17 protein-coding genes are annotated in these 19,491 nt (G+C 35.3%); 9 read left to right on the top strand and 8 right to left on the bottom strand.

What is annotated here, in order from left to right; all coding sequences use genetic code 11:
* Positions 1-102: 102 nt before the first annotated feature.
* The 6 genes from F6K06_RS04785 (at position 103) to F6K06_RS04810 (ending at position 5,765) form a co-directional block, all read left to right on the top strand.
* A complete protein-coding gene (locus F6K06_RS04785; protein WP_287242687.1) occupies positions 103-1,695 on the top strand; it encodes a hypothetical protein in 1,593 nt (530 codons plus the stop codon).
* A 438-nt stretch (positions 1,696-2,133) separates the two neighbouring features.
* Entirely contained in the window at positions 2,134-3,681 is a 1,548-nt protein-coding gene (locus tag F6K06_RS04790) for a hypothetical protein (RefSeq protein ID WP_124143636.1), read from the top strand.
* A 40-nt stretch (positions 3,682-3,721) separates the two neighbouring features.
* Positions 3,722-4,477 carry a hypothetical protein gene (locus tag F6K06_RS04795; RefSeq protein WP_124143635.1) on the top strand — a complete coding sequence of 252 codons (756 nt, stop codon included), beginning with the start codon at positions 3,722-3,724 and terminating at the stop codon, positions 4,475-4,477.
* A 59-nt stretch (positions 4,478-4,536) separates the two neighbouring features.
* Complete coding sequence (locus F6K06_RS04800; RefSeq protein ID WP_287289615.1) at positions 4,537-4,845, top strand: hypothetical protein; 309 nt, start codon at positions 4,537-4,539, stop codon at positions 4,843-4,845.
* Between the two features lie 42 nt (positions 4,846-4,887).
* Positions 4,888-5,490 carry a hypothetical protein gene (locus F6K06_RS04805; RefSeq protein WP_124143633.1) on the top strand — a complete coding sequence of 201 codons (603 nt, stop codon included), beginning with the start codon at positions 4,888-4,890 and terminating at the stop codon, positions 5,488-5,490.
* A 152-nt stretch (positions 5,491-5,642) separates the two neighbouring features.
* Entirely contained in the window at positions 5,643-5,765 is a 123-nt protein-coding gene (locus tag F6K06_RS04810) for a hypothetical protein (protein ID WP_275670296.1), read from the top strand.
* A 768-nt stretch (positions 5,766-6,533) separates the two neighbouring features.
* Here F6K06_RS04810 and F6K06_RS04815 read toward each other — a convergent pair.
* Together F6K06_RS04815 and F6K06_RS04820 are read right to left on the bottom strand one after the other, a co-directional pair.
* Positions 6,534-7,340, bottom strand: coding sequence for a thermonuclease family protein (locus tag F6K06_RS04815; RefSeq protein ID WP_124146769.1), 807 nt, complete (start codon positions 7,338-7,340; stop codon positions 6,534-6,536).
* A 163-nt stretch (positions 7,341-7,503) separates the two neighbouring features.
* The gene (locus F6K06_RS04820) at positions 7,504-8,727 is read right to left on the bottom strand and encodes an RNA-guided endonuclease TnpB family protein (protein WP_124146770.1); all 1,224 of its coding nucleotides are present in this window, start codon (positions 8,725-8,727) and stop codon (positions 7,504-7,506) included.
* A 149-nt stretch (positions 8,728-8,876) separates the two neighbouring features.
* Between F6K06_RS04820 and tnpA the strand changes: the two genes are divergently transcribed.
* Positions 8,877-9,287: an IS200/IS605 family transposase gene (gene tnpA, locus F6K06_RS04825; protein WP_124154763.1), complete on the top strand. Its 411-nt coding sequence runs from the start codon at positions 8,877-8,879 to the stop codon at positions 9,285-9,287.
* A 159-nt stretch (positions 9,288-9,446) separates the two neighbouring features.
* Here tnpA and F6K06_RS04830 read toward each other — a convergent pair whose 3' ends face one another.
* Positions 9,447-10,823 (bottom strand): Rieske 2Fe-2S domain-containing protein, encoded by a 1,377-nt coding sequence (locus tag F6K06_RS04830; RefSeq protein WP_287242682.1) that lies wholly within the window; start codon positions 10,821-10,823, stop codon positions 9,447-9,449.
* Between the two features lie 668 nt (positions 10,824-11,491).
* Here F6K06_RS04830 and F6K06_RS04835 point away from each other — a divergent pair.
* A complete protein-coding gene (locus tag F6K06_RS04835) occupies positions 11,492-14,734 on the top strand; it encodes an efflux RND transporter permease subunit (protein ID WP_287242681.1) in 3,243 nt (1,080 codons plus the stop codon).
* 263 nt (positions 14,735-14,997) lie between these two features.
* Here F6K06_RS04835 and F6K06_RS04840 read toward each other — a convergent pair whose 3' ends face one another.
* Both F6K06_RS04840 and F6K06_RS04845 read right to left on the bottom strand, forming a co-directional pair.
* Positions 14,998-15,123, bottom strand: coding sequence for a hypothetical protein (locus tag F6K06_RS04840; RefSeq protein WP_287287372.1), 126 nt, complete (start codon positions 15,121-15,123; stop codon positions 14,998-15,000).
* Complete coding sequence (locus F6K06_RS04845) at positions 15,071-15,655, bottom strand: pentapeptide repeat-containing protein (protein ID WP_124146772.1); 585 nt, start codon at positions 15,653-15,655, stop codon at positions 15,071-15,073. Before F6K06_RS04845 ends, F6K06_RS04840 begins: the two co-directional genes overlap by 53 nt.
* Positions 15,656-16,545: 890 nt before the next feature.
* Here F6K06_RS04845 and trpB point away from each other — a divergent pair.
* Complete coding sequence (trpB, locus tag F6K06_RS04850) at positions 16,546-17,775, top strand: tryptophan synthase subunit beta (protein WP_287242679.1); 1,230 nt, start codon at positions 16,546-16,548, stop codon at positions 17,773-17,775.
* A gap of 178 nt (positions 17,776-17,953) precedes the next feature.
* Here the strand turns inward: trpB and F6K06_RS04855 are convergent, their stop codons facing one another.
* From F6K06_RS04855 to F6K06_RS04865, 3 genes are all read right to left on the bottom strand, one after another.
* Complete coding sequence (locus F6K06_RS04855; protein ID WP_124146774.1) at positions 17,954-18,565, bottom strand: acyl carrier protein; 612 nt, start codon at positions 18,563-18,565, stop codon at positions 17,954-17,956.
* 111 nt (positions 18,566-18,676) lie between these two features.
* The gene (locus tag F6K06_RS04860; protein ID WP_124146775.1) at positions 18,677-18,919 is read right to left on the bottom strand and encodes a hypothetical protein; all 243 of its coding nucleotides are present in this window, start codon (positions 18,917-18,919) and stop codon (positions 18,677-18,679) included.
* Positions 18,920-19,051: 132 nt separating this feature from the next.
* Positions 19,052-19,483, bottom strand: coding sequence for a hypothetical protein (locus tag F6K06_RS04865; protein ID WP_124146776.1), 432 nt, complete (start codon positions 19,481-19,483; stop codon positions 19,052-19,054).
* Positions 19,484-19,491: the final 8 nt, after the last annotated feature.

Here is a 19,491-nt window from a genome sequence, read left to right on the forward strand (position 1 = left end):
GGTTTCTACGGTAAACCATTATTTTTAACAATAGACATTTAGGAGAAACCGGGTTTCTTTGAGTAAATCCTGTTAATTTCAAAATTTTTGGAGTTATAACTTATGTTATCTAAACCATTCGTCAATTTATTCAATTGGAACCCTCAATTATTCCGAGAAATAAAAGGTCGTCTCAAAACCAGAAATGTAGTGATCGCCATCTCTTTATCTCTCCTGTGCCAATTCATAGTAATGACGTATTATCTACGAAGACTTCCACAAGAATACGGTAGATATGTTACCAGTGATAGTCAATATTGTGTCGAAGTAGGAAAATATTGTACAGATATTGAGTGGTCTAGTTGGTGGTTAGATATCTTCAACAATTTGAGTTTGATTTTGCTTCCTTTAATGTTAATTGGCGGTGTCTATATGTTAGTAGGATATCTAGCAAAAGAACAACGTCTTGGTACTCTCAATTTTATTCGTCTTAGTCCTAAATCTAGTCAGAAAATTTTGCTCGGCAAACTATTAGGAGTGCCAATTTTAATTTACCTAGCAGTAGTTATTTTCTTGCCTCTACATTTGTGGGCAAATATATCGTCTGGTTTGTCTTTATCTTGGTTTTTTGTATTTTATGGAGTTTTAATAATAGTTTGTTGTTTTTTCTACAATACCTCACTACTTTTTGCGTTTTTAGTAGGTTGTCAAGCTTGGTTAGCTGCTGCCATAACAGGCATATTTTTCTATCTTCTAATAGCTGCTATTGATGAAGGGTATAGTGATGAGATTAACGCCCTTATTGGTACTCATGAAAGAAATGTTCTACTAATAAGAATTGGTGTGATAATTACTTTAAGAATTGGTCATATGATTATTTCAGCTCTAATTTTGGGAAGCTACTGGAGTTGGCAAGCTGTAAATCGTCGTTACAGAAATCCTAATGCTACAGCTATTAATAAAAAACAAAGCTATTGCTTAATGGGATGTTTCCAAGTCTATCTAATGCTATGTTTCTTACTACACAATATTGACTATAAATCAACTGACGTTTTACAAGAATCGCTGGCTTTATTCTGTACTCTTAATTTGTTGTGGTTTTTATTAGTAATTGCTATGTTGTCACCTCAACGACAAAGTGTAGAAGATTGGGCAAGATATAGACATGAACAAGTTAATAATGATCAAACTGCAATTGTCAAAGGATTATCTATTAGCTTAAAACAAGATTTAATTTGGAGTGAAAAAAGTCCAGCTTTAGTAGCAATAGGAATTAATCTAGTTATTACTGCTGTAATTTGGATTGCCTGGATTTTATTTTGGCAGCAAAATAACACGATCAAACTATCAGCTATTTTGATATTAATTTTGAGCTTTAGCTTAATCTTAATTTATGCAGCGGTCGCTCAATTTATATTGCTAACAAAAGTCAAAAAGCCTACTATTTGGGCTACAGGAATAGTAAGTGGTTTTATTTTTCTACAACCTTTGGCACTAACGTTAATGTCAATTAACCCTGATATTTATCCTGATTTGTGGTTGTTCTCTGCTTTTCCTTCGTTTGCTCTCAACAATTCTTTAGCTATTACACCAATTTTAATAGCAATTATTGGTCAGTGGACTGTCTTAATATCAGTAACTTTACTACTAATCCGAAAAATCAAAAAATTAGGTGCATCTGATTATCAGAAATTACTAATAGGTCAAAAAGATTGAAGAATTCACCAGACAAAATTTCTTACAGTCAGAAAATTTCTTAGAGTCATAAAAATTATTAGGAACTCAATAACTGAATAATATTGAAGTCTGTTTAAGGTAGGCATTCAGCTATTAGCAGTCAGCTCCTAGCTTTAATGAATGAAGCAAGAGTTCTTTTAACTTCTACTACATTTTCAACCATATATTTGAGTTGTCAACTCATATAATTTATGGGCATAAATTATAGATGTATCTTAGAAGCTGATTGCTGATAGCTGACTGCTGAATGCTTACTGTTTAAGTAATTAATAACGACTTAGAAAAAAAATTAATCTGAGGCCGATTCCATTATCAAAACACATAGAAAGTAAAATACACTTTTTCCTGGGAAGCAATTTTTCTGAAACTCGGACATCAGCAAGCAAATTAATTTTATAATCTTTGGAGTTATAACTTATGTTATCTAAACCATTAGACAATTTATTCAATTGGAATCCTCAATTATTCCGAGAAATTAAAGGTCGCCTCAAAACTAGAAATGTAGCGATCGCCATCTCAGCATCTCTCCTCTGCCAATTCATAGTAATGATGTTTTTCCTAGAAAGACTTCCACAAACTTATGGTACAGATGTTGCTCGCCATAATCCATATTGTGTCGAAGTAGGACGATATTGTACAGGTATTGATTGGTCTAATTGGTGGGTAGATATCTTCAGCACTTTGAATATAATTTTGCTGACTTTAATGTTAACTGGTGGTGTCTATATGTTATTAGCAGACCTAGCAAAAGAACAACGTCTTGGTACTCTCAATTTTATTCGTCTTAGTCCTCAATCTAGTCAGAAAATTTTGCTCGGCAAACTATTAGGAGTACCAATTTTAATTTACCTAGCAGGAGCTATTTTTTTACCTCTACATTTGTGGGCAAATATATCATCTGGTTTACCTTTATCTTGGTTTTTTGTATTTTATGGAATTTTAATAAAAGTTTGTTGTTTTTTCTACAATACGTCAATACTTTTTGTGTTTTTAGGAGTTACTCAAGCTTGGTTAGCTGCTGCCATAACAGCCATATTTTTGTACCCTTTTCTAACCATTATTCAACCATATACTTATGATTATGCAGTTCGTGCCCATTTTCCTGATTTTCTACTAAGAACTGGTGCGATGATTATATCAGGTGTAATTTTGGGAAGCTATTGGATTTGGCAAGCTGTAAATCGGCGTTACAGAAATCCTAATCGTACAGTTATTAGCAAAAAACAAAGTTATTGGTTAATGGGATGTTCCCAAGTCTATCTGCTACTGTTTTTGTTAGCGATAGGTATTACTGACGATTTACACAATTCACCGGTTTTATTCTGTACTCTTAATTTGTTTTGGTTTTTATTAGTAATTGCTATGTTGTCACCTCAACGACAGAGCATACAAGATTGGGCAAGATATAGACATCAACAAGTCAATAATGATGAAACTACAATTATCAAAGGATCGGCTATTAGTTTAAAAGAAGATTTAATTTGGAGTGAAAAAAGTCCACCTTTAGTAGCAATGGGAATTAATGTAGTTATTACTGCTGTAATTTTGATTTCCTGGATTTTATTTTGGCAAGATAATACGATTAAACTACCAGTTATTTTGACCTTAATTTTGAGCTTAAATTTAATCTTAATTTATGCAGCGATCGCTCAATTTATATTGCTAATGAAAATCAAAAATCCTGCTATTTGGGCAATAGGGATACTAGGTGGTTTGATTTTTTTACAACCTTTGGCACTAATTTTGTTAATGTCAATTACACCCGAGGGTTCCCCTGATTTGTGGTTATTCTCTACTTTCCCTTGGTTTTCTATTGGCGAAGGTTTTTTAGCTATCACACCAATGTTAATAGCAATTATTAGTCAGTGGAGCGTCTTAATATTAGTAACTTTCCTACTAACTAGAAAAATTCAAACATTAGGTGCATCCGATTCTCAGAAATTATTGACAGGTCAAAAAAATTGAAGAATTCACCATGGAAAATTTCTTATTGGAGTGATAAATTATGTTATCTAAACCATTAAACAATTTATTTAACTGGAATCCTCAATTATTCCGAGAAATAAAAGGTCGCCTCAAAGTAAAAAATGTAGCGATCGCCATCTCAGCATCTCTCCTGTGTCAATTCATAGTAATGATGTTTTTTCTAGGAAAACTTCCACAAGAATACGGTAAAGGTGTTGTTCTCTATAACCGATATTGTGTAAGAGTAGAAGTAGAAAAAAATATATATTGTACTGCTATTGACTGGTCATATTGGTGGCTAGATATATTCAAAGCTTTAAGTTGGATATTTTTGGCTGTAATATTAATTGGCGGTGTTTATATGTTAGTAGCGGACCTGGCCAAAGAAAAACGTCTTGGTACTCTCAATTTTATTCGCCTTAGTCCTCAATCTATCCAGAAAATTTTGCTTGGCAAACTATTAGGAGTACCAATTTTAATTTACCTAGCAATCGCTATTTCTTTGCCTTTACATTTGTGGGCTAATATTTCATCTGGTTTGTCTTTATCTTGGTTATTTGGATTTTATGGAGTTTTAATTACAGTTTGTTATTTTCTCTACAATGCCTCACTACTTTTGGCCTTTTTAGGAGTTACTCAAGCTTGGTTAATTGCAACAATAACCGGAGTATTTTTGTTTCCTATTATCAGTATAATTCAATCATATACTGATGAGTCTTACGCTCTTATTGGTACTGATGGAATAAGAGATTTACTAATAGTAAGTGCCATAATTATTTTAGGTATTGGTGGCTAGATATATTCAAAGCTTTAAGTTGGATATTTTTGGCTGTAATATTAATTGGCGGTGTCTATATGTTAGTAGCGGACCTGGCCAAAGAAAAACGTCTTGGTACTCTCAATTTTATTCGCCTTAGTCCTCAATCTAGCCAGAAAATTTTGCTTGGCAAACTATTAGGAGTACCAATTTTAATTTACCTAGCATTAGTTTTGGGAAGCTACTGGATTTGGAAAGCTGTAAATCGTCGTTACCGAAATCCTAATGCCACAATTATTAGTAAAGAACAAAGCTATTGGTTAATGGGATGTTTCCATTTTTATCTACTGCCATTGTTCTTATTAATAAATATTGGCAATGATGAAAAATCAAGCTACATTTTATGAAATTCACTGATTTTCTTCTGCACTATTAACTTATTCTGGTTTTTGTTAGTCATTGCTTTGTTATCACCTCAAAGACAAAGTGTGCAAGATTGGGCAAGATACAGACATCAACAAATTAATAATGATGAAACTACAATTGTTAAAGGTGTAGCTATTAGTTTAAAACAAGAGTTAATTTGGGGTGAAAAAAGTCCAGCTTTAGTGGCGATCGGAATTAACCTAGTTATTACTGGTTTAATTTGGAGTTCATGGATTTTACTTTGGCATGACAATGAAATTAAATTACGAGCTATTTTAACTTTAATTATGAGCCTAAATTTAATTTTAATTTATGCAGCGATCGTTCAACTTGTATTGTTGATGAAAGTCAAAAAACCTGCTATTTGCGCAGTAGGAATATTAGGTAGTTTAATTTATTTGCCACCTATTGCTTTATTATTACTGTCAATTTCACCTGATAATCACTCAAATTTATGGCTATTTTCAACTTTTCCTTGGCTCTCCATTGACTTAAATTATCCAGCGATCGCATCAATGTTAATTGCAATTATTGGTCAGTGGAGTGTCTTGACATTAGTAACTTTACAACTGACCAAAAAAATCAGAAAATTAGGTACATCTAATTCTCAAAAATTACTGACTTAAATATTTAGCTTTGCGGAAGTCAACAGTTCAAAAAATAGTAAAAGTAATACGGCTTCACGGAAATCAAAAGTCGTAGGGGCGAATGGTATTCACCCTCACTATATGTAGAGTCTCTGCGTAAGTCCTGCTTTATTTGATTGGAGTAATTAATTATGCCATCTAAACCATTAGTCAATTTATTGAATTGGAACCCGCAGTTATTCAGAGAAATTAAAGGTCGCCTCAAAGTAAAAAATGTAGCGATCGCCGAGAGTGCCACTGAATTGAAACACTGAGGATAACTTCTGGCTTTTACCTGACTCTAGCAATAGAATAGATAAATTCAAAAAACTCCAACGTTATAGTTTTGGAGCTATTTTTTCTATTATACAATAGTTTTGAAATTTCTGAGACACCCACAAAAGCGATCGCCGAGAGTGCCACTGAATTGAAGCACTGAGGATAACTTCTGGCTTTTACCTGACTCTAGCAATAGAATAGATAACAGGACTTACGCAAATTCTTAGACAATACGCTATCTGTAGGGGGGCGAATGCCATTCGCCCCTACTAGATACGGCGCTTGGTGCGTAAGTCCTGGATAAATTCAAAAAACTCCAACGTTATAGTTTTGGAGCTATTTTTTCTATTGTACAATAGTTTTGAGATTTCTGAGGCACCCACAAAAGCGATCGCCGAGAGTGCCACTCAATTGAAACACTGAGGATAATTTCTGGCTTTTACCTGACTCTGGCAATAGAATAGCTCAATTAAAAAAAACTCCAACGTTGTAGTTTTGGAGCTATTTTTTCTATTGTACAATAGTTTTGAGATTTCTGAGGCACCCACAAAAGCGATCGCCGAGAGTGCCACTCAATTGAAACACTGAGGATAATTTCTGGCTTTTACCTGACTCTGGCAATAGAATAGCTCAATTAAAAAAAACTCCAACGTTGTAGTTTTGGAGCTATTTTTTCTATTGTACAATAGTTTTGAGATTTTTGAGCCACCCACAAAAGCGATCGCCTCAGTATTTCAATAATTTGAATATTTTGTCAAAATTAATTATTGTGCAAATAAATTATTAGCTTGTTCTTGAACTTTATCTTCAAACTCAGGTTGAGTAATGACACCATTTTTCAAGTCTTCAAAAAGAGTTGATAAAATCTGGTCTTGCTCCTGTAATTTGAGTTTAAATGTAGCATCAAAATCAGCTTCAGTAATTGTACCTTCTTTCAAGTCTTGACTCATATCTCTCAGAAAAGACCTTTGTTTTTTCTTCAGGGAACGAAACACCCAAGGTGGAATAAATTCTGATTGAGATTCTTGCCATATTCCACGTTGATTTATCTGAGCATCCGCTTCTGCTAATAACAACATTATTGCAGTGTCTCTTGGACATTCGCTAATATAATCATAATAAATTCGACTCAAGCCTTCCTGGACTAAAATGTATTGTACAAAAGTACCATCTAATAAATAAACTTCACCAAAACAACGTGGCGATCGCCCTGGTCGTTTTTCTTCTCCAGTAACTTTAACTTTGACTTTATTACCACTTTTTTCAACTAATTCTTGGAGTCGCTCTTTGCCTTTTTCTCCCCATTCAAATTGACTACGATATATTTGATTTTCATTTTTACGATTCATTTTTTCCACCTGTGAATCTCCCCATCCTTTAGAAGTTTCTGGAGTATCAATATAAACGAAACGTACAGTCATTTCCTGGTTATCTTCATCAGAAATAACATCAAAAGTATCGGCATCTGATACTTTTTTGACAGTGTAAGTTTTTAGGGTCTCAAAATATGATGGAGTAGGTAGTTTAACTTGACCCAGACGAGTTAAGATATTGTTGATTATTTCTTTCATCAATAATTAAAAATTGCTAGCTGTCTACTAATAATACTAGAAAAAATAGAGAAGTTATGTAAGTGAAGTCTCTCCCGTTAAATCTCGCGATTATAACGGGAGCTTCTAAAACAAAGATAATTGAACCCAAGTTTCAAAAGTTTCTTGCTTTGCTGGCGCAACGCTACGCGAACATAGGCTGACCAACGTCTAAGCCTCCACAAGCAGACAAGATGATACCCACCTCGTTTAATGCTCTATTTAATATGTTAACTGCTGCATTCTCATCTCTATCTAAAACTGTTTTACATTTAGGACAAGAATGAGTTCTAACTGACAAAGTTTTAGGTACTTTATGACCACAATTTGAACAATTTTGTGATGTATTATGAGGAGTGACTTTGACTACATGAACACCGCGTTTGACCGCCACTGCATTCAATTTTTCAATGAAAGCACCCCAGGCTACATCATAGATTGATTTTGATAATTTGCTATTTCTGGCTAAACCTTTAATGTTAAGGTTTTCAACTGCAATTAAATCATACTCTTTAACTAATTTATGGGCAGTTTTGTAATGAAATTCTTCTCTTTGTCTAGCAATATGTTGATGTAATTTAGCTATTCTATTTTGAGCCTTTTTCCAGTTATTAGAACCAATTTCTTTTCTAGCTGCTTTACTTTGTTTTCTAGCTAAATTAGATTGAGATTTTCTATAAAAATTAGGAACAGAAACAGTGTCTCCAGTATTGGTCGTCAGAAACTCTTTGAGGCCGACATCAATACCCACAGCAGTTTTTATATTCTCTGTAGGAATTAGATTAGGAACTGACTTATCTTCCAAGCTAAAACTAACATAATAGCCATCAGCTTTTTTGGTTATAGTTGCAGTTTTGATCGTAAACCCATCTGGAATATGTCTATGAACTATTACTGGAATAGCACCAAACCTGCTAATAATAATTTGCTTGCCATCAAATTTAACTGCTGCTTTAGGATGATTAACTCTACTAAAACAAAATGACCTTAATTTGCCAGACTTCTTGAATCTTGGTCTACCAAATCTCTTGCCTGTTTGATCTGGAACTAACCAACGTTTCCAGGCTTTATCCAACCTTTGTAAGTTAATTTGTTGAACTTCAGAATAGATGTCTTTGTATTCTGGAAAGAGAATTTTTGTTTGTTTAAGTGCTGATTGTTGAAAATAATAATCAGGCTTGCCAGGAATCTCGCCGATAGGACATGATACTATTGAGCATCGGTCTAATTGACACCTAGTTCTATTTAACCAGTCTAGTCTTTGACCATTAGCGTAATTCCAATGCCTCCTGAGCAACTCTAGCCAATAGTCAATTTTTGCTGACTGTTCAGAAGTGGGCTTGATTTTATAGCAATAAGTAATTATCATATTTTGATCATTTTCTTTGTGGGTTTAATACCCCACCGTCTACACGGTGTTCAAAATTACTTGGGGGAGCGAATCCCCATGTAATTTTCCTCCTGTCTCCTGTCTCCTGTCTCCTGTCTCCTTCTTCAATTTACATTTACTGCTATGTTATGTCAAGCAACTATAATAAAGGTTTTAGGTCTGTTTATTCTCTTACTGTTCATATCGTATTTGTCACCAAGTACCGAAGAAAAGTAATTACCTCTGAAATGCTGCAGCAGTTAAATAAAATATTTGATCAAACCTGTCAAAAGTGGGAGTGTGAATTAGTAGAGTTTAATGGTGAAGTTGACCATGTACATTTGTTAATCACATTTAACCCAAAAGTTCAACTGAGCAAATTTATAGCCAATCTCAAGACTGTTTCGAGTAGGTTGATCCGGAGAGACTTTGCTGATTACCTAGCTAGGTTTTACAGGAAACCTGTACTGTGGACGGGTTCTTATTTTGTTGCTAGCTGCGGAGGTGTAACTATTGAGCAATTAAAGCAATATGTTGAACATCAATCGACACCTACATAACCTTGTTGTCGGCAATTCCCCTCCCGTTAAATCTCGCAATTATAACGGGAGACCCCGAGACCGTATCAAGTTGGTATTGAATCGATATTTCGGATATAGAAATGTATGGCAAACAAGGGCCTAAATAATTAATAATTAATAATTAATTGTTGAAGAGTCCTAATACAATTTGACCACAGGTAAACCTGTTTTGGGAATACTGGTCAGAAAACCTTGTCTTATGGAGTCTAATTTATAAGAGCAAATTAAACTCAATATACTCAGTAAGACTGGTAGCAAAATAATTTTTACTGACAGATTAATTGCGATTAAAAATAAAGCTAAAATTGCTAAAACTGCTGTAAAATTTTGACAAAAATCTTTGATTTTGTCTATCAAAATTAGAGATTGCCGACAACTAGGGCAATACTTTGTATGTCTGTGCCAGCGATCGTATAATTGTTCATCATTTAATTCTAGAAAAGGTGTTTCTGTGACTCCTTGCCATTCAGGTTTCCCCCCCGCAAATTCATCTAACCATTTGCGAAAAGTAACTATACCAACATCAGCTAATGAAGGCATGAAATAGGATTTTTGCCAAGTTTTATTCTCTGTTGATTCGTTAATAGTTTGGGAGTGCATCATTGATAAATCTTGGTTACTTAACTTATAGCTAGATGAATGTTTTAATCCTGTTTGTAAATACTTTGGTAGTAGTTCAAACCACAAGTTACGTTTTTGGGGAGCGGCATCAAAAATAAACTTACTAATCTGTTTACAATAACCTGGTTTTGTCGGGACAAAATATAATATAAACAAAGCAGATTTGCCGTTATTAAATTCATATACTGTTGTATTATAACAGGGCGGAATAAATTTACGCGTAGCATCCATATCTTTGTTAAAAACATTATAACCAGAATGTTTTAAGGTAAAACCATCTTCAGCAGAAATTTCTCCGAATACTTTAAAACGTTGCATAGGAATAGCTCTTTCTGGAGAAAAACCTGCAATTCCTTCATGCAAAAATTGGGCGTGAGAAGGGTCAAAACTACTTTCAACAGAGACAGTATAACCAACAGGAACTTCTGACATAAACCAATCTGTTGAAGAGATATCAACTTTATCTTCTGGCATCACAGCAGGCTGTTTTAAAATAGAATCTTCAACAGCAGTAGAACTATTATCTGGCCATACCCAAAGTAATCCTTGTGACACTTGAGTAGGATATATAGTTACTTGCGATCGCTTACTATTACAAGCTGTTTCTAGAGCTTTTTCTTCACTCAACATTGGAATATTTGTACATTTACCTGTTCCATCAAAACACCAACCATGATGCCGACACATTAGGTCTCCATTCTTATCAATACTTCCTAAAGATAACTGTGCTAATTTATGGGGGCAAATATCATCCATTGCTATCCATTTTTCCTGTTTATCCTGCCAAATTACTAACTTTTTACCAAGTAAAGTTATTGGGGTTGGATGAGAGGGGTCTAGATAATTTATGGGAGTTACTGGATACCATTGTTTAGTCCAAGAAAATTTAGTCATAATGAAATTAATTAATGTATTATACAAGGCGTGATAAATCTTTGCTACAAATATTTAGGTTACTGCTTAGTAGTCAGGAGACAGGAGTCAGGAGTCAGAATGAATAGGGTACCATTTCTTATGTAGTAATTTATCTTTTTCGTCCAATAGATATTTCCTACAAATTATTTTAATACTGCTTATTATTTGTAACATTCTTTTTTCACGCTTGGTATTAACTAGCTATTAGCTTTTGGATAATTGATAATATCAAATCCGGTTAAACAGCCATAGAATGGTTAAGTCTTTAGAATTCAGAATTTCCTACGGAATGCTCCGCAAACAGAATTCAGGAGAAGAAAAAATTAGAAAGATGAGCGTAGTTATGACAATTGGATATTTTTTTTATGTCCAATTAAGCGGATTTGATATAATTGATAATTAATCCATTTTCAAATAATTATCCATTGTTCATTATCCATTATCAATATAATGATGTAATCATATTTTACCACTTAATGACAGTTAAAATATTACTTTTGACTTTTGACTTTTGAATTTTAACTTGAAAATTTGACTTTTGACTTTTGAATTTTAACTTGAAAATCACAGTAAATTTCTTACTTTTGACTTTTGAATTTTGAATTTTGACTTGAAAATTTGACTTTTGACCTTTGACTTGAAAATTAATGTTTACCAATTTTTTCATCAAAAAACCAGTATTTGCCTCGGTCTGTTCCCTGCTAATTATCCTAATCGGATTAGTAGGTTACACCCGTCTACCAGTGCAAGAATTTCCGACTATTGAACCTCCAGTAGTTAGCGTGCGAACCACCTACTCAGGAGCTAACCCAGAAGTAGTAGAAACAGAAGTAACAGAAATTCTCGAAGCAGAAATTAACGGTGTCGAAGGAGTCAAAACTCTGACCTCCAGCACCAGAGAAGGTTCAAGTTCCATAAATGTTCAATTTGGGCTAGGTCGCGACTTAGAAGAAGCAGCTCAAGACGTTCGTAGTCGAGTTTCCCGTGCTATGAGAAGACTTCCCGATGAAGTTGATGCGCCAGTAGTTTCTAAACGCAGTAGCGATGATGAACGGATTATTTGGCTTGCTTTAACTGGGGAAAAATACTCGTCCTTAGAGTTAAGCAACTATGCTGATAAATTCATCAAAAATGTCTTAGAAACTGTTAACGGAGTGGGCAGTATTTTGATCGGTGGCGAACGTCGCTACGCTATGCGACTATGGTTAGACCCCCAAAAAATGGCTGCTCGAAATATTACAGCATTAGATGTAGAACAAGCACTCAGAGAACAAAACGTAGAAATTCCCAGTGGCAGAATAGAAGGAAAATCAACCGAATACCCAATTCGGACTTTTGGTCGCCTACAAACTACAGAAGAATATCAAAACCTAATCATCAGACGAAATGATGATAATTCCCTCACCAGACTAAGAGAAATTGGTAGAGCAGAAATTGGAGCAGAGAGCGATCGCACCCTTGCTCGTTATAATGGTAAACCAGCAGTAGGTCTTGGTATCAGTAAATTATCCGGGGCAAATATCATAGAAGTTGCCAACGGAGTTAAAACTAGGATGGAAGAATTATCCAAAGATTTCCCGGAAGGAATGGAATATTACATCAGTGTTGACTACTCAACATTTGTAGAAGTAGCTATCAAAGAAGTTTGGAAAAGCTTATTTTTAGCAATTTGTTTAGTTGTCTTAGTTATCTATGCGTTTCTGAGAGACTGGAGAGCAACCCTCATACCCACCATCACCATTCCCGTTTCTCTCATTGGTGCTTTTGGGGTAATGTATTTCATGGGATTTTCCATCAACACCCTCACCCTATTTGCCCTCACACTATCAACAGGTTTAGTAGTAGATGACACCATTGTTGTCTTAGAAAATATAGTTCGATATATTCAAGAAGAAGGCAAAACACCCATGCAAGCAGCCATCTTAGGAGTAGGAGAAGTAGTATTTGCCGTCATTGCCACCACAGTTGTATTAATTGCCGTATTCTTACCAGTCGCATTTTCTGGAGGTTCTTCAGGGCAAGTATTTAATGAATTTGCTCTAACTATTGCAGTCTCAGTCGTATTATCCACCTTCGTTGCTTTGACTTTAGCACCAACCTTATCAGGGCGAATCTTAAAAAGACATCAACCAAAAGAACATCAAAACTTCCTTTCCCGCGTAGTTGCTACTCCCCTAGATTTATTTGATTATGCTCTAAGTCGCATCTCAGCCATGTATGATTGGTCATTGCGTCTGTTGATGAGAATGAAACCATTAGTAATTTTAGGATTTGTCCTATCTTTCTGGTTAATCTTTTGGTTATATCAACAACTCCCCCAAGGATTTTTACCCACAGAAGACCGGGGGCGAGTATTTGTATCCGTGTCTGCACCAGAAGGTGTAAGTGTTCAATATACTGATAACGTCATGCGTCAAGTAGAAGATAAACTCTCTCAAATACCTGAAATGAGAGGTTATTTCAGTATTGTTGGATTTGGTCGTTCTGCCCAAGCAAACCGAGCTTTTGCTTTCACCAACCTCAAACCATGGTCGGAACGCAAGAAACCAGAGGAAGCACAACAAGAAATTGTTAAACGGTTGTTTGGAGCATTTGCTCCCATTACTGATGGACGAGTCTTTCCCATTAACCCCGGTTCATTGCCTGGAACTGGTCGCACTCAACCAGTACAGTTTGTGTTGCAGGGAAATGATTTAGAAGAACTAGCGCGAGTCTCTGAAGAATTTACTAATGAAGCGCAACAGTTACCCCAGTTGAATAATATTGATACAGATTTGAAGATTAATAAACCGGAGATCTCCGTAGAAATTGACCGCGCTCAGGCATCTAATTTAGGTGTGTCGGTGGAGGATATTGCCAGAACATTGCAAATTATGATGGGAGGGGAAGATATTACTAACTTTACCCAAGGAAATCAACGTTATGATGTAATTGTGCGAGCTGAGGAACAGTTTCGTAATAGTTTACAAAATATTGATGATTTGTATGTACGGACTGAGTCAGGAGTAATGATACCTTTGAGTAATGTGGTGAAGGTAAGTACGACAACCACTCCTCCTCAGATTAATCACTTTAATCGATTTCGTTCGGCAACTATTCAAGGAAGTCCTGCTCCAGGAGTAAGTCTGGGTGAGGCGTTACAAGCGTTGGACGATTTGGCAGACCGGATTTTACCTGCTGATATGCGAACCGACCTCCAGGGTGAGTCGTCACAGTTTCGAGATGCGGGTCAAGCGACGATGCTTCTTTTTGCCTTGGCAATGATCTTTATTTTCTTGACATTGGCAGCTCAGTTTGAGAGTTATATTGACCCGGTGGTGATTTTGTTGGCAGTACCGTTATCTTTGTTGGGTGCTTTTGGAGCGTTGTGGTTGGCGCAGTTGGAAGTGAATGTTTATAGTCGAATTGGGTTGATTATGTTGATTGGTTTGGCAACGAAAAACTCGATTTTGATTGTGGAATTTGCTAATCAATTGTTGGCAGATGGTATGTCTATTACTAAAGCTGCGGTTGAAGCATCCCGTTTGCGGTTTCGTCCAATTTTAATGACGGCGTTTTCTACCATTTTCGGGGTAATGCCATTAGCTTTTGCTTCTGGTGCAGGTGCTGCTAGTCGGGTTTCAATTGGAATGTCGGTTATGGGTGGTATGTTGGTTTCTACAATTTTGAGTTTATATGTAGTGCCGATATTTTATGTGATGGCGAAAGGTTTACAGTCACGTTTATTTCATAAATCTGCTGAAGAGTTGGCAGGTGGTTATGATATCAATGGTTTTTCTAATGGTAATGGTAATGGTAATGGTAATGGTTATACTAACGGAAATGGTAATGGTAATGGTAATGGTAAGGCAAGTTATGTTAAGGATGGTGTGAAAGAAGTGAAAAAATAGGCGTTTAGTTATTAGAGTTTTGTGGAATGGGTATCTTGCCCGTTCCTGATATTTTCAGGTAGGTAGGATATCCACCCCACTTATATTCACCCCACTTCGGAGATTAAAATCTCCAACTTGTTTTCATCCATCGGCTGAAGTCTGATAGCTTTCAACTGCCAAATTCAAGGTAATGGTATTAGTATCTAATTATTTTTTCACGGTATAGCCAGTGGGAGCATCTTGCTCCCGCCCTAATTCTTCCCGATCTCTACCTACCATTACTATGCAAGACTACCTTTTTTTCTAACTCCTGTCTCCTGTCTCCTGTCTCCTGTCTCCTGTCTCCTACCCCTACTACCGAGTGGCAAATAATCTACTCGCGTGAGGTTCTCCAGGCAAATCTTCAACAATTGCACCTTGCTGTTGCAACTGTTTCTTCATCTCTGCAGATAGTCCAATACCAAGAGAAAATCGAGTCTCCTTCACATCAACCCCATTCATCTTAGTCTTCTTGAGGTCGGCACCACTTAAATTAGCATGACTCAAATTTGTATCAATTAAAATTGCTTTCTGTAAATTAGCGCGACTCATATCAGCATAACTGAGATTAGCATAACTCAAAATGGCCCCACTCAAGTCAGCAGCACTCAAATCTGCCCCACTCAAATCTGCCCCACTCAAATCTGCACGAGTCAGGTTCGCTCCACTCAGATTCGCCCCACTCAGATTCGCACAATACAAATTAGCACCAATCAAAGTAGCATTGTACAAATTAGCACCAATTAAATTTGCTCTAAATAAATTAGCCCGGAATAAATTAGCACGAAACAAACTCACACCAGCTAAATTCACATTACTAAGCTCAGATCGAAATAAATCAATATCCCGAAAATTTCTTTCTCCGGAGGCATAACGTGCCAAAAATTCTTCAATTTTCATAATTTTATCTTAAAATTTTCTTGATGTTTTCATCTAAAACTTTAAATTTAGATGTGTTTCTCTTCTCTGTAAGTTTTAAATACATAAAGACAAGAAACTTATATAGCAGAAGGAAGAAGGAAGAAAGAAGAAGGAAGAAGGCTTTAGTTATCTAGGAGAGAAGACTTTAGTTATCTAGGAGAAAAGAAAAATCTTACGTTATCTGAGTTTTCAGCTTTCGATCTGTTCTAACTTTTCCTTCAACTGCCATATTAATTATCTTGGACTTTTTTTTAAATGTTAGGTGATTTTTATAACAATATTTTACAAAAGTTATATTTGCTTGATATATACCAATAAAAGTTTAAATTTTATTAAAAAAGTTTATCGATACAAATACAAGAATTTATGTACATCTAAGTTGCACTTTTTATAATTTTAAATCAACCTCTATATAGCAATCCTATATCATTAGTAAAAAATCAAAAAATAGATCGAAAATCTGAAACTATCAGACCTTTTCCCTCCCCCTAATTTCCTTTTTACTGAATAATTAAGGTTTAAAGCCTTTCCCTTAAAGGAGAAAAAATAAAAAATTTTCGGCGTTGCTGAATTGAAGTATGAATGCGCGATTGTTTGGTTCTGGTCAAGCCCCCTAAATCCCCCATTCAACAAAAAGCGCAGCATCCTCTGGTTTCCCCCTTTCCAAGGGGGACTTTTAGAGTTTTATTCCCCCCCAAAATTGGGGGGTTAGGGGGGCTTGCATCATACCCATAATCAGCAACGCCAAATTTTCCTTTTAGTCAATCCTATCCGTTTTCAAGGAGAGGTAATTATTAATTATTAATTATTAATTGTTGAACAAAAAGCCTATATATAATGAAAAATATTCTATTTTTGAGAAAAAATTAGTGACTACTACACCTCTAAATCCTACTTCAACTCAACAACCAGATACTCTCGGCAGATTTGGCCAGTTTGGCGGTAAATATGTCCCCGAAACATTAATGCCTGCCTTATTTGAGCTAGAAGCGGCCTACAAAAAATACAGTCAAGAACCCGCTTTCCAAAAAGAACTCCAACAACTTCTGCGAGACTATGTAGGTCGCCCTAGTCCTCTTTATTTTGCCGAACGTCTCACAATTCACTATGCCAAACCTGATGGTACTGGTCCACAAATTTACCTCAAACGGGAAGACCTCAACCACACTGGTGCCCACAAAATCAACAATGCTTTAGCTCAAGCTCTATTAGCTCTGAAAATGGGTAAAAAACGTGTCATTGCGGAAACAGGTGCTGGTCAACATGGTGTCGCCACTGCCACAGTTTGCGCTCGGTTTGGATTGGAATGTATCATCTATATGGGCGTTCACGATATGGAACGTCAATCTCTCAATGTATTCAGAATGCGACTAATGGGAGCGGAGGTACGACCAGTGGAAGCTGGCACCGGCACTCTAAAAGATGCAACATCAGAAGCTATTCGAGATTGGGTAACAAACGTGGAGACTACCCACTATATTCTTGGTTCTGTTGCAGGTCCTCACCCATACCCGATGATGGTACGAGACTTTCATGCTGTTATCGGTCAAGAAACCCGCACTCAATGTTTGGAAAAGTGGGGCGGTTTGCCTGACATTTTGATTGCTTGCGTTGGTGGTGGTTCTAATGCAATGGGTTTATTCCATGAGTTTATGAATGAGTCGTCAGTCCGAATGATCGGTGTAGAAGCTGGTGGTGAGGGAGTTGAGACTAATAAACACGCTGCTACTCTGACTCTTGGTCGTGTTGGTGTGTTGCATGGAGCTATGAGTTATTTGTTACAGGATAAGGAAGGTCAGATAATTGAACCTCATTCTATCAGTGCAGGTTTAGATTATCCTGGTGTCGGACCCGAACATAGTTTTTTGAAGGATAGTGGTAGAGCTGAATATTATAGTGTGACTGATAATGAGGCAGTGGCTGCTTTTCAACGTTTGTCTCAGTTGGAAGGTATTATTCCAGCACTGGAAACTGCTCATGCGATCGCTTATTTGGAAACTCTCTGTCCACAGTTAAATGGTAGTCCGCGTATTGTGTTTAACTGTTCTGGACGTGGGGATAAGGATGTGCAGACAGTGGCTAAGTTTTTGGAGGGGTAATTAATTTGTAAATAATTAATTTGTCGGGTGCGTTAGACGGCTAAAATTTAGACTGTGAAAGGAATTTAACAATCCGTCATAACGCACCGTTTTAGATATGTCAATTCAGTAAAGTTGAAAAATGTTCAGTAATTAATATTAATCATCAAAATACTATAGTTTGTCTACTTTATAAATACTAATTACCTTTCTTTGTTGTCTCCTTTTTTGCTTGATTAATAATTGCATCACAAATATAGTTGCATATTCCTTTAATATTCCACGAGTATTTCCCATCATTACCTGGTAACTCTACCTCAAGTTTTTCTAACGGCATTTTAAATTCTTTTTCGAGTGCCATTTGCAATTCCATTAATACCAATTTAAATTTTATATTATCTAGCTTATCGAAACTGAAAATTGTCTCTAGTTTAACTCTTTCTATATTTATTTTCAACTCCTGACTAATTACTTTTTTAACTCTTTCTAAAATTATACTTCTAAGTTTATTGGGTTTTTTTTCAGCATTTTTTCTCATTAACTTTAATGCTATTTCTGCAAACTTATATTCTTCAATGCTTTCTATTCTCTGACTATTTATTAACTGTTTTTCCATTTGATCGTAGAACTGAATCAAGTAGGATTTGATCATTTCTTTTTTGTGCCCTACAGGAATACTACCAATATTTTCTCCATACTTTTTTTCAATCTCAATTTCTTCTGAAGAAACATAATATTTAGGAACTGAATTTTCGAGGAAAAACATTAAATATGGATCTTGTTGATTGTTTTTGGTTTTAACTTGACTCAACAAAACTATTTCTAGTTTATCTAGGTGAGTAAATGCAATTCTTATGTTAGACGGCGAATTAAATTTTTTGCAGTAAACAAGATTGATTTTATCTAACTCTAATTTTAACTTTTAACTTAATAATTTAACAATCATTTTTTTGAGAATAATCAAGTAAAATAAATCTCCAACTGTGGTAGAAAGCATATTATCTTGCATCTCCAATGGAAATTCTTTTTTCAGTGCTTTGACTAGAGGAGTATTAGAAAAGTTAGTCTCAGTTGTTAATCCCAAATCATTGATAATATAACTATCTAAAGTTACTTTATCTAAGCTGACTTTTAAGTATTTACTAATCATATTTTGAAGTTTCATAAATTCTGGAAGCTGACTTTTATCCCTGCCAGACTTTTCTAGTGCTATCTCTATAGTTTTAATTCTTTCCGCTTCAACTATGCGGTTTTTTTTCTCAATTTTTCTCCGTATTTCTGATTCAATTCGGAATCTTTATTCCTGATATTTTCTATGTTTTTCTGCTTCAAGTACCTTTACTTTTCTGATTGTTTTTTCTTGAAGATATTGATTAATAAATCCTTCGGCAATTTCAGCAAATTCTGATTCAGAAATACTTTTTCTTGTCTGACTATTTCTAGGCTTATCTCTTATTTCGTCATAACCATAAATTACGGATTGTTTTGCTTGATTTTTTTCAGCATAAACCGTATATTTAGGATTTCCTTTTTCTAACAAAATCAACAAATATTGATACTTTTGATTATTCTTAGTTTGGAGTTGATTTAACAAAATTATTTCTAGTTGGTCTGGGCGATTAAATATCTTGATATTTTGCTGAGATGGTAAATTAAATTTTTTCTTTTTCCGATAAACCAGATTATAGTTAGAAATATTTTCTCTGATTTGAGTAATTTTCCTGGGCATTTTTTCTA

The organism is Okeania sp. SIO1H4 (assembly GCF_010672695.1).
In the GTDB taxonomy this organism is placed as follows: domain Bacteria; phylum Cyanobacteriota; class Cyanobacteriia; order Cyanobacteriales; family Microcoleaceae; genus Okeania; species Okeania hirsuta.

Excerpts from the sequence above, each read along its gene's own strand:
- F6K06_RS04800 (WP_287289615.1), top strand. The coding sequence starts at position 4,537 with ATGTTAGTAGCGGACCTGGCCAAAGAAAAACGTCTTGGTACTCTCAAT.
- F6K06_RS04810 (WP_275670296.1), top strand. The coding sequence starts at position 5,643 with ATGCCATCTAAACCATTAGTCAATTTATTGAATTGGAACCCGCAGTTA.
- F6K06_RS04815 (WP_124146769.1), bottom strand. The coding sequence starts at position 7,340 with ATGAAAGAAATAATCAACAATATCTTAACTCGTCTGGGTCAAGTTAAA.
- F6K06_RS04820 (WP_124146770.1), bottom strand. The coding sequence starts at position 8,727 with ATGATAATTACTTATTGCTATAAAATCAAGCCCACTTCTGAACAGTCA.
- F6K06_RS04830 (WP_287242682.1), bottom strand. The coding sequence starts at position 10,823 with ATGACTAAATTTTCTTGGACTAAACAATGGTATCCAGTAACTCCCATA.
- tnpA (WP_124154763.1), top strand. The coding sequence starts at position 8,877 with ATGTCAAGCAACTATAATAAAGGTTTTAGGTCTGTTTATTCTCTTACT.
- F6K06_RS04795 (WP_124143635.1), top strand. The coding sequence starts at position 3,722 with ATGTTATCTAAACCATTAAACAATTTATTTAACTGGAATCCTCAATTA.
- F6K06_RS04785 (WP_287242687.1), top strand. The coding sequence starts at position 103 with ATGTTATCTAAACCATTCGTCAATTTATTCAATTGGAACCCTCAATTA.
- F6K06_RS04845 (WP_124146772.1), bottom strand. The coding sequence starts at position 15,655 with ATGAAAATTGAAGAATTTTTGGCACGTTATGCCTCCGGAGAAAGAAAT.
- F6K06_RS04860 (WP_124146775.1), bottom strand. The coding sequence starts at position 18,919 with ATGAAACTTCAAAATATGATTAGTAAATACTTAAAAGTCAGCTTAGAT.
- F6K06_RS04865 (WP_124146776.1), bottom strand. The coding sequence starts at position 19,483 with ATGCCCAGGAAAATTACTCAAATCAGAGAAAATATTTCTAACTATAAT.
- F6K06_RS04835 (WP_287242681.1), top strand. The coding sequence starts at position 11,492 with ATGTTTACCAATTTTTTCATCAAAAAACCAGTATTTGCCTCGGTCTGT.
- F6K06_RS04790 (WP_124143636.1), top strand. The coding sequence starts at position 2,134 with ATGTTATCTAAACCATTAGACAATTTATTCAATTGGAATCCTCAATTA.